The organism is Alcanivorax sp. HI0083 (assembly GCF_001635175.1).
Genome location: NZ_LWFX01001441.1, coordinates 1 through 8,209 on the forward strand (window position 1 = coordinate 1; position 8,209 = coordinate 8,209).

An 8,209-nucleotide genomic window follows, 5' to 3' on the forward strand; every position below is an offset into this window, starting at 1 on the left:
TCAACGCCATGCACCGCGCCCAGGACCAACTGGCCGGCAACGGCATCGAGACCCTGCCGATCAAGATGAAAAAATAAAACGCCTGATGCATAACGCCCAATGCCGGACGTAACCCCGTCTGGCGTCGGGCATCAGGCATCCTGCTTTTCCTCCTTGAAATCCCCCACCTGTGCCCACACTTCCTTTGCTACGCGTAAAAAGGAGAATTCCCGTGGAGCAGTATCGCGGTACAACCATTGTTTCTGTTCGCCGAGGTAACAACGTGGTCATCGGTGGCGATGGCCAGGTCAGCCTGGGCAACACTGTCATGAAGGGCAACGCCCGCAAGGTCCGTCGGCTTTTTCACGGCAAGGTGATTGCCGGTTTCGCCGGCGGCACCGCCGACGCCTTTACCCTGTTTGAACGTTTCGAAGCCCAGCTGGAAAAGCACCAGGGCCATCTGGTGCGCGCTGCTGTGGAGCTGGCCAAGGACTGGCGCACCGACCGTGCCCTGCGCCGCCTGGAAGCCCTGCTGGCGGTAGCCGACAAGGAAAGCTCGCTGATCATCACCGGCAACGGTGACGTGATCGAGCCGGAAAAAGATGGCCTGATTGCCATCGGCTCCGGCGGCCCCTTTGCCCAGTCCGCGGCCACCGCCCTGCTGGATAATACCGACCTGCCGGCCCGCGATATCGTCGCCAAGGCGCTCACCATTGCCGGCGACATCTGCATTTACACCAATCACAACCACACCTTCGAAGAGCTGGACGGTTAACCATGGCTTCCCTGACACCCNAAGACATTGTCTCCGAACTCAATCGCCACATCGTCGGTCAGGACGCGGCCAAGAAAGCCGTGGCTCTGGCGCTGCGTACCCGCTGGCGCCGCATGCAACTGCCCGCCGAAATGCGCGCGGAAGTGGCCCCCAAGAACATTCTGATGATTGGCCCCACCGGGGTGGGTAAAACCGAAATCGCCCGCCGCCTGGCCAAACTGGCCGACGCCCCCTTTATCAAGGTGGAAGCCACCAAATTCACCGAGGTGGGCTACGTGGGCCGCGATGTGGAATCGATCATCCGCGACCTGATGGAAATGGCCATCAAACTGCTGCGCGACAAGGAAATCGCCCGTGTGGGCAGCCAGGCCGATGATGCCGCCGAAGAGCGCATCCTCGACGCCCTGCTTCCCGCCGCACGCGCAGAAGACGGCAGCGCCAACGACAGCACCGACAGCAAAACCCGCCAGATCTTTCGCAAGAAACTGCGTGAGGGCGAGCTGGACGACAAGGAAATCGACGTGGACGTGGCCAGCCAGCCCGCCGGCGTCGACATCATGGCGCCCCCTGGCATGGAAGAAATGACCAGCCAGCTGCAACAGATGTTCTCCAAGATGGGCGGCAACCAGCAGCGCAAGAGCCAGAAACTCAAGGTACGCGAAGCCTATCGACTGATCCGCGACGAAGAAGCCGCCCGTTTCGTCAATGAAGACGAGCTGAAAGTGCAGGCCATCGACGTGGTGGAAAACAACGGCATCGTGTTCATCGATGAAATCGACAAGGTGGCCAAGCGCGGCGAAGGCGGCGGTACCGACGTGTCCCGCGAAGGGGTACAGCGCGATCTGCTGCCGCTGATCGAGGGTTCCACCGTCTCCACCAAGTACGGCATGGTGAAAACCGATCACATCCTGTTTATCGCCTCCGGCGCCTTCCACCTGTCTCGCCCCAGCGACCTGATCCCCGAACTGCAGGGCCGCCTGCCGATTCGCGTGGAACTGAGCCCGCTGAGCCCGGACGACTTCCAGCGCATTCTCACCGAGCCCAAATGCTCGCTCACCGAGCAATACAAGGCGCTGCTGGAAACCGAAGGCCTGAACCTGGAGATCAGCGACGACTGCATCCGCCGCATTGCAGAAGTGGCCTGGCAGGTCAACGAACGCACCGAAAACATCGGCGCACGCCGCCTGCACACGGTGCTGGAAAAACTGCTGGAAGAAATCAGCTTCGACGCCGATTCCCTGGCCACCCAGTACCACGACAAGCCACTGGTACTGGACGCCGAAGCCGTGGATCGCTACCTGGGCGAACTGGCCGACGACGAAGACCTGAGCCGGTATATTCTGTAAATCGTCTGAAGTCTGACGACGGACGTCTGACGCCAATTTGTTTTGCGTCAGACGTCTGACTTCCGACGTCCGACCGCTTTCCTGCTATTATCCCTGCCGGAGGGAACACCATGACCGCCGGCGAACAACTGCAACAGTATCTCGAACGTTTTTTTGCGCTGCGCCAGCACGGCGACGATGCGGTCTTTGTGGCACGGCTACGCCGGCTGCAGGACTGGCAAGGCGAGCGCCTCAGGCACACCCATGCCCACCTTCTTGATGACCCGGCAACCGCCGAGGGAGTCCGCTTCCTGCTGGAAGAAGTCTATGGTGGCCGCGAGCTGCTGCCGGTGGCACGGGAAATCCGCCGCGCTCTGCCCAGGGCCATGAAACTGCTGCCGGATAAAGTCATGGCCACCTCCGCCAGCGCACTGGAAGCGGCTATCCTCACCCAGGAGCTGGACGAGGCAGTCACCGACATTCTCGGCGAGCAGCTTGATCAACCCATCGATGAAGCCACCTATCTAGCGGGATTTCGCCAGCCGAACCATCACCAGGATCGCCAACGGCAGCTGCAGCTGGTGGCCGAACTGGGTCATCGACTGGATCGCTATATCCGCTCGCGAATGCTCCACGCCACTTTCAAAATGGTTCGCAAACCGGCCCATGCGGCGGGCTTTGCGAACCTGTATGATTTCATGGATCGCAGTTTCCGGGTGATGAAACCCGTTCCCAGCGTTGGCTTGCTGCTGGAGCAGCTGGCCACCCGGGAAGACGCCATCATGGAAAAGGTTTTCGCCTGTCACCCATCGCCTTTCGAGAATTGATATGTCCGACGACAGCAAGGTCACACACTTCGGCTACCAGCAGGTGCCATGGCAGGAAAAACAGCAAAAAGTGGCCGGCGTATTCCGCTCCGTGGCGGGCAAATACGATGTGATGAATGACCTGATTTCCATGGGCAGCCATCGCATTCTCAAGCGCATGACCATCGAGCTGGCCGGCATTCGACCGGGCCACAAAGTGCTCGACCTGGCAGGCGGCACCGGCGACCTGGCCATCAAATTTTCCCGGCTGGTGGGCGAAACCGGCCAGGTGGTGCTGGCCGACATCAACGACGCCATGCTCGACGTGGGCCGCGACCGCCTGTTCGATGCCGGCTGCAGCCACAACACCCAGGTCACCCAGGTGAACGGCGAATGCCTGCCCTTTGAAGACAACAGCTTTCACTGCATCACCATTGCCTTCGGCCTGCGCAACATCACCGACAAGGACGCAGCCCTGCGCTCCATGCTGCGGGTCCTCAAGCCCGGCGGCCGCCTGCTGGTGCTGGAGTTCTCCACGCCCACCAACAAGCACTTGGCCAAAGCCTACGACGCCTACTCCTTTGCCGTGTGGCCCAAGCTGGGCAAGCTCATCGTCAACGACGCCGACAGCTACCAGTACCTGGCGGAATCCATTCGCATGCACCCGGATCAGGACACCCTGCAGGGCATGATGGACAACGCCGGCTTTGCCCGTACCGAATACTTCAACATAATCGGCGGCATCGTGGCCCTGCACAGAGGATTCAAGTTTTGAGCCTGAAAGACCAGTCACGCTCTCCGGGCCTGCTGTCCACCACCGCCCTGGCCACCGTGGAGCGAGCCATCAACACCGCCCTGCGTTCCGATCCGGCCAGCGCCGATCGCCTGGCCGTACACGCCGGGCGACTCATCGCCATTGAGGTGACACTGCCGCCCATGGCCATCTACGGGCTGATCGTGGAAGACGGTGTAGAGCTCTACCACCGCAGCGACGCCACCCCGGACGTGGCAGTGAAAGGCAGCCCCATGGACCTGGCCTCGCTGCTGCTCAACTGGAAAACCCGCCCCGGCGTGATCGGTGGCCCCGTGGACATCACCGGCAACCGGGATTTTCTGCAAGAGCTACAACAGATCGCCAACCACCTGCAGATCGACTGGGGCGCCATTCTGGAGCCTGTCACCGGTTCCGAGCTGGCCCAGCAACTGGATTACAGCGCCCGCCGCCTGTTCGGCTGGGCGAAGCAAGCCGCCACCCGCCTCACCGAACAACTGGGCGATTATGTGGGCAACGAATCCGGGCTGATTCCCAGCCGCCGTGACGTTTACGAATTCGGTCACGACGTGGATGAACTGCGCATGGACGTGGATCGTCTGGATGCCCGCATTCAGCGGCTGAAAACCCGCGCGCCGTCCGCATCATCCTCTTCGCCCTCATCGCCACAGGATTCCGGGAGCGCAACACACTGATGCCACCGATTACCCGCATACTGGTGGTGATCCATGTGATCTGCCGCTACCGGCTGATATCCCTGCTACCCGCTCATCCAGCCAAAGGCCTGCTACTGGTCCTGCAGTACCTGATGCCGGCCAGCTGGCTCGGCACCGGCGAGCTGAGCGAAGGCGAACGCCTGCACAAAGCACTGGAGCGGCTGGGGCCCATCTTCATCAAATTCGGCCAGCTGCTGGCCACGCGACAGGACATGCTCCCCCCGGAGTGGACTGCCGCCCTCGCCCGCCTGCAGGATCAGGTCGCCCCTTTCGATGGCGAGCAGGCCAGAGCCCTGGTGGAAGCCAGTCTGCCGCAACCCTTTGATGAGGTGTTCCGCGACTTCGACAGCACGCCCATGGCCGCCGCCTCCGTAGCACAGGTGCATGCCGGCACCCTGCACAACGGCCAACAGGTGGTGGCCAAGGTGCTGCGCCCCACCATTCGCCCGGTGGTGGAGCGGGACCTGAAGGTGATGGCCTTCGGTGCCCGCTGGCTGGAACGCCTGTGGCGTGATGCCCGCTATTTCCGCCCGGCCCGGGTGGTACAGGACTACCGGGAGATCATCCTCGGCGAACTGGATCTGGCCGCCGAAGCGCGCAACAGCGAAACCATGCGCCGGCATTTTCTGTTCAGTCCGCTGCTGCACATTCCCGCCATTCATCTTGAATTGTCCAGCCCCACCGTGATCATCATGGATCGCATCCATGGTATTCCGGTGAACGATATCGAGCGCATCAAGGCCGCTGGCATCGACCCAAAAGTGTTGGCCGAGCGCGGCGTGGAGATTTTCTTCGCCCAGGTCTTCCGCTTCAACTTCTTCCATGCGGATATGCACCCGGGCAATATTTTCGTTAACCCCGAACACCCGGAGTCGCCCCAGTACATGGCCGTGGACGCCGCCATCGCCGGGCGCCTGTCCAAGGACGACCTGAACATACTTGGGCGCATGGTGCTGGCGGTGATGCGCGAAGACTACAGCGCCCTGGTGGATGCGGTGATCCGCGCTGGCTGGAATACGGCTCCCATCGACCGGCCCCGGTTTGAACGGGCAGTGATCGATATCATCGAGCCCGTCCGCTCCGCCCAGCTGGATCAACTGGAATTCGCGCCCCTGATCATGAAACTGTTCGATATGGTTCGCGCCTACCATATCGAAATGCCGGTGCAGTACATCCTGCTAATGAAAACCCTGGTTCACATCGAGGGACTGGGGCGCAGCATTTATCCCCAGCTGGATATCTGGAACACCGGGCGCCCCTTGCTGGAAGCCTGGATGCTGGCCGAATACGGCCCCAGCGCCACGCTGAAGAAGCTGCAGAATCGCCTGCCGGAATGGACCGCCCAGCTTCCGGACATGCCCGACCTGCTCCGCGACGGACTGGAAAGCCTGCGCGACCTGCCCTACCAGCAGGACCGCCTGGAAGCCCGTTTCGAACAACAACTGGTGCGCCATCGCCACAAGCTGTTTGCCGGCCTCGCCGGGCTCGGCTGTGCCGGCGCGGCCCTGTGGCTGGCAACGCCCCATTTCAGCTGGCCACTGGCTGCTGGCGCCGTGCTGCTGGTGAGCTGGAGCTGGCGGCGCTAGACTGTGGGCCTGCACAAACACCGTGCTCAATGTTCGTAGGAGCTTGCTTGCAAGCGAACCATCACCCTTCGCCAGCAAGCAGGCTCCTGCATAAAGACCGCTAGTTCGACCACGAAGAATACACAGCCTATGTCAGATATACTCAGCGAGCTGCACCAGGTACTCGAATCGCGCAAGGGCGCCGATCCGGATAGCTCCTATGTGGCCAGCCTCTACGCCAAGGGCCTGAACAAGATCCTGGAAAAAGTCGGCGAAGAAGCGGTGGAAACCATTCTTGCGGCCCGGGATGCCGAAGTCAGTGGCGACAACCAGGCACTGATCAGCGAAACCGCCGATCTATGGTTCCACTCCCTGGTGATGTTGGCCAAACTGGGCGAACACCCGGACAAGGTTCTGGCAGAATTGCAACGACGTTTTGGCCTGTCCGGCCATGATGAAAAAGCCGCACGCAGCGGTAAACACTAACGCACATTAACGCGGCCCCTACTTTTTCGGAGAGAAAACCATGTTTTCCGGCATCAGCATTTGGCAGTTACTGATTCTTCTGGCCATCGTGGTCCTGTTGTTCGGCACCAAGAAACTGCGCAACATGGGCGGCGATCTGGGCGGCGCGGTGAAAGGCTTCAAGAACGCCATGAAAGATGGCGAAGACGAGCAGGACCAGAAACGTCTGGCTGACGACGAGCAGCCTGATAACGAGCAACAAGCCGGGCAAAAAAGCGAACAGAACAAGGAAAAGGACAAGGCCTGATTCCTGTCGCCTTTTCGGCGACACAGTCCGGACCAAATCCTGCTAAACCGAGGTTGCGATGTTCGATATCGGCTTTGCCGAACTCACCCTGATCTTCATTATCGGCCTGGTGGTACTGGGGCCGGAGCGACTGCCCACCGTCGCCCGCACCCTCGGCCACTGGATCGGTCGTGCCCGCTCCACCTTCAACCACCTGAAGAACGAGCTGGAACGTGAAGCCGTGACCCAGGACATGCAGGAGCGCATGGAAAAGCAGATGCGCCAGATGGGGCTGGATGAAGACAGCATCCGCGAAGCCAAAGACAGCCTGCTGAGCCCGGAACAAATTGCCCGCTCACGGGCACCGCGCAGCGAACAGCCCCATAGCGACGCTCTGAACGCGGATGACGCCGACACCGGCCAGCGCACCAACGACCAGCCCCAGGACCCCACCCGCCATGACTGATGCCAGCAACGACGCCGGCCAGCCGCTGATTGCGCACCTGCTGGAACTGCGCAATCGCCTGCTCAAGGCCATGGCCGTCATTTTTATCGTTTTCCTGTGTCTGTTCGCGTTTTCCCGCGAGCTCTACACCTTGGTAGCCAAACCGCTGATGGACGCCATGCCTGCCGGCACCAACATGATTGCCACCGGCGTGGCCTCGCCCTTCCTGGCGCCGTTCAAGCTGACCCTGTACCTGAGCGTCTTCGCCGCCATGCCGTTCATTCTCCACCAGGCCTGGGCCTTTGTGGCTCCCGGTTTGTACAAGCATGAAAAGAAATTGGCGATACCGCTGCTGGCCAGCAGCGTCCTGCTGTTCTATGGCGGCGCCGCCTTTGCCTATTTCGTGGTATTCCCGTTGATGTTCCAGTTCTTCACCGCCATCGCCCCGGAAGGGGTGGCCGTGACCACGGACATCAGCAGCTACCTGGATTTTGTACTGGCGCTATTTCTGGCCTTCGGGCTGGCGTTCGAGTTGCCCATTGCCATCGTGCTACTGGTGAGCACCGGGGCCACCACGGTGGAAAAACTGAGCAAGGCCCGCGCCTATGTGGTGGTGGGTTGTTTCGTGATCGGCATGCTGCTGACACCACCGGACATCATCAGCCAGACCCTGCTGGCGATTCCCATGTGGTTTTTGTTCGAGATGGGACTGCTCGCCGCCCGGATGGTAAAGAAACAGGCTCAGGCCCCGTCAGCGTAACGCCATCCTGGCTAATGCTGAGTGATGGACCGGAATAACTCGCGTGGGTCGAATTAGCCGCGAAGCGGCGTAATCCGACATCCAGAGATGGGTAGCACTGAAGGCCTCCGGGATTGGCCCAACCGGTCCTAGAACCGGTAACCACTGCCTGGAGCAGGAATCGGCGCGGGCACAGGAAACGCCGGCGGCTCCTCCCCCCCTCCCTCAGCGGGCGACTCGGGCGCCTCTTCCGCTTTCGCCACCTCGGCAGCACAATCATTGTCCTGCATGAAATCCACCAGGCGCTGCTGCACCGCCGGGTCCCGGGTACTTTCC

The 8,209-nt window shown here is 61.1% G+C and carries 10 protein-coding genes and 1 pseudogene; 10 read left to right on the plus strand and 1 reads right to left on the minus strand.

Annotation, left to right across the window (positions count from 1 at the left end):
- The first annotated feature begins 211 nt into the window (after positions 1–211).
- The 10 genes from hslV to tatC all read left to right on the plus strand — a co-directional run bounded on the left by hslV (position 212) and on the right by tatC (position 7,894).
- Positions 212–754, plus strand: coding sequence for an ATP-dependent protease subunit HslV (hslV, locus tag A3754_RS21805; protein ID WP_007150844.1), 543 nt, complete (start codon positions 212–214; stop codon positions 752–754).
- Between the two features lie 2 nt (positions 755–756).
- Positions 757–2,100, plus strand: coding sequence for an ATP-dependent protease ATPase subunit HslU (gene hslU / locus A3754_RS21810; protein WP_063521320.1), 1,344 nt, complete (start codon positions 757–759; stop codon positions 2,098–2,100).
- 110 nt (positions 2,101–2,210) lie between these two features.
- The gene (locus tag A3754_RS21815; RefSeq protein ID WP_063521321.1) at positions 2,211–2,906 is read left to right on the plus strand and encodes a hypothetical protein; all 696 of its coding nucleotides are present in this window, start codon (positions 2,211–2,213) and stop codon (positions 2,904–2,906) included.
- A gap of 1 nt (position 2,907) precedes the next feature.
- The gene (gene ubiE / locus A3754_RS21820; protein ID WP_063521322.1) at positions 2,908–3,660 is read left to right on the plus strand and encodes a bifunctional demethylmenaquinone methyltransferase/2-methoxy-6-polyprenyl-1,4-benzoquinol methylase UbiE; all 753 of its coding nucleotides are present in this window, start codon (positions 2,908–2,910) and stop codon (positions 3,658–3,660) included.
- Positions 3,657–4,352, plus strand: a complete 696-nt coding sequence (locus tag A3754_RS21825) for an SCP2 domain-containing protein (RefSeq protein ID WP_063521323.1) — start codon at positions 3,657–3,659, stop codon at positions 4,350–4,352. Before ubiE ends, A3754_RS21825 begins: the two co-directional genes overlap by 4 nt.
- A complete protein-coding gene (locus A3754_RS21830) occupies positions 4,352–5,959 on the plus strand; it encodes an AarF/UbiB family protein (RefSeq protein WP_063521324.1) in 1,608 nt (535 codons plus the stop codon). The genes A3754_RS21825 and A3754_RS21830 overlap by 1 nt, the downstream gene beginning before the upstream one ends.
- A gap of 129 nt (positions 5,960–6,088) precedes the next feature.
- Positions 6,089–6,424, plus strand: a complete 336-nt coding sequence (locus A3754_RS21835) for a phosphoribosyl-ATP diphosphatase (protein WP_063521325.1) — start codon at positions 6,089–6,091, stop codon at positions 6,422–6,424.
- A gap of 40 nt (positions 6,425–6,464) precedes the next feature.
- Entirely contained in the window at positions 6,465–6,710 is a 246-nt protein-coding gene (tatA, locus tag A3754_RS21840; RefSeq protein WP_063518808.1) for a Sec-independent protein translocase subunit TatA, read from the plus strand.
- A gap of 58 nt (positions 6,711–6,768) precedes the next feature.
- The gene (gene tatB / locus A3754_RS21845) at positions 6,769–7,155 is read left to right on the plus strand and encodes a Sec-independent protein translocase protein TatB (protein ID WP_063521326.1); all 387 of its coding nucleotides are present in this window, start codon (positions 6,769–6,771) and stop codon (positions 7,153–7,155) included.
- A complete protein-coding gene (gene tatC, locus A3754_RS21850; RefSeq protein WP_063521327.1) occupies positions 7,148–7,894 on the plus strand; it encodes a twin-arginine translocase subunit TatC in 747 nt (248 codons plus the stop codon). The genes tatB and tatC overlap by 8 nt, the downstream gene beginning before the upstream one ends.
- Before the next feature lie 128 nt (positions 7,895–8,022).
- Here the strand turns inward: tatC and A3754_RS28065 are convergent.
- A pseudogene (locus tag A3754_RS28065) lies at positions 8,023–8,209 on the minus strand (alpha/beta hydrolase); the annotation flags it as partial.

What these genes read in the sequence shown, in the direction of transcription:
- A3754_RS21815 (WP_063521321.1), top strand. Translation starts at nt 2,211, where the DNA reads ATGACCGCCGGCGAACAACTGCAACAGTATCTCGAACGTTTTTTTGCG.
- ubiE (WP_063521322.1), top strand. Translation starts at nt 2,908, where the DNA reads ATGTCCGACGACAGCAAGGTCACACACTTCGGCTACCAGCAGGTGCCA.
- A3754_RS21830 (WP_063521324.1), top strand. Translation starts at nt 4,352, where the DNA reads ATGCCACCGATTACCCGCATACTGGTGGTGATCCATGTGATCTGCCGC.
- A3754_RS21835 (WP_063521325.1), top strand. Translation starts at nt 6,089, where the DNA reads ATGTCAGATATACTCAGCGAGCTGCACCAGGTACTCGAATCGCGCAAG.
- tatA (WP_063518808.1), top strand. Translation starts at nt 6,465, where the DNA reads ATGTTTTCCGGCATCAGCATTTGGCAGTTACTGATTCTTCTGGCCATC.
- tatB (WP_063521326.1), top strand. Translation starts at nt 6,769, where the DNA reads ATGTTCGATATCGGCTTTGCCGAACTCACCCTGATCTTCATTATCGGC.
- tatC (WP_063521327.1), top strand. Translation starts at nt 7,148, where the DNA reads ATGACTGATGCCAGCAACGACGCCGGCCAGCCGCTGATTGCGCACCTG.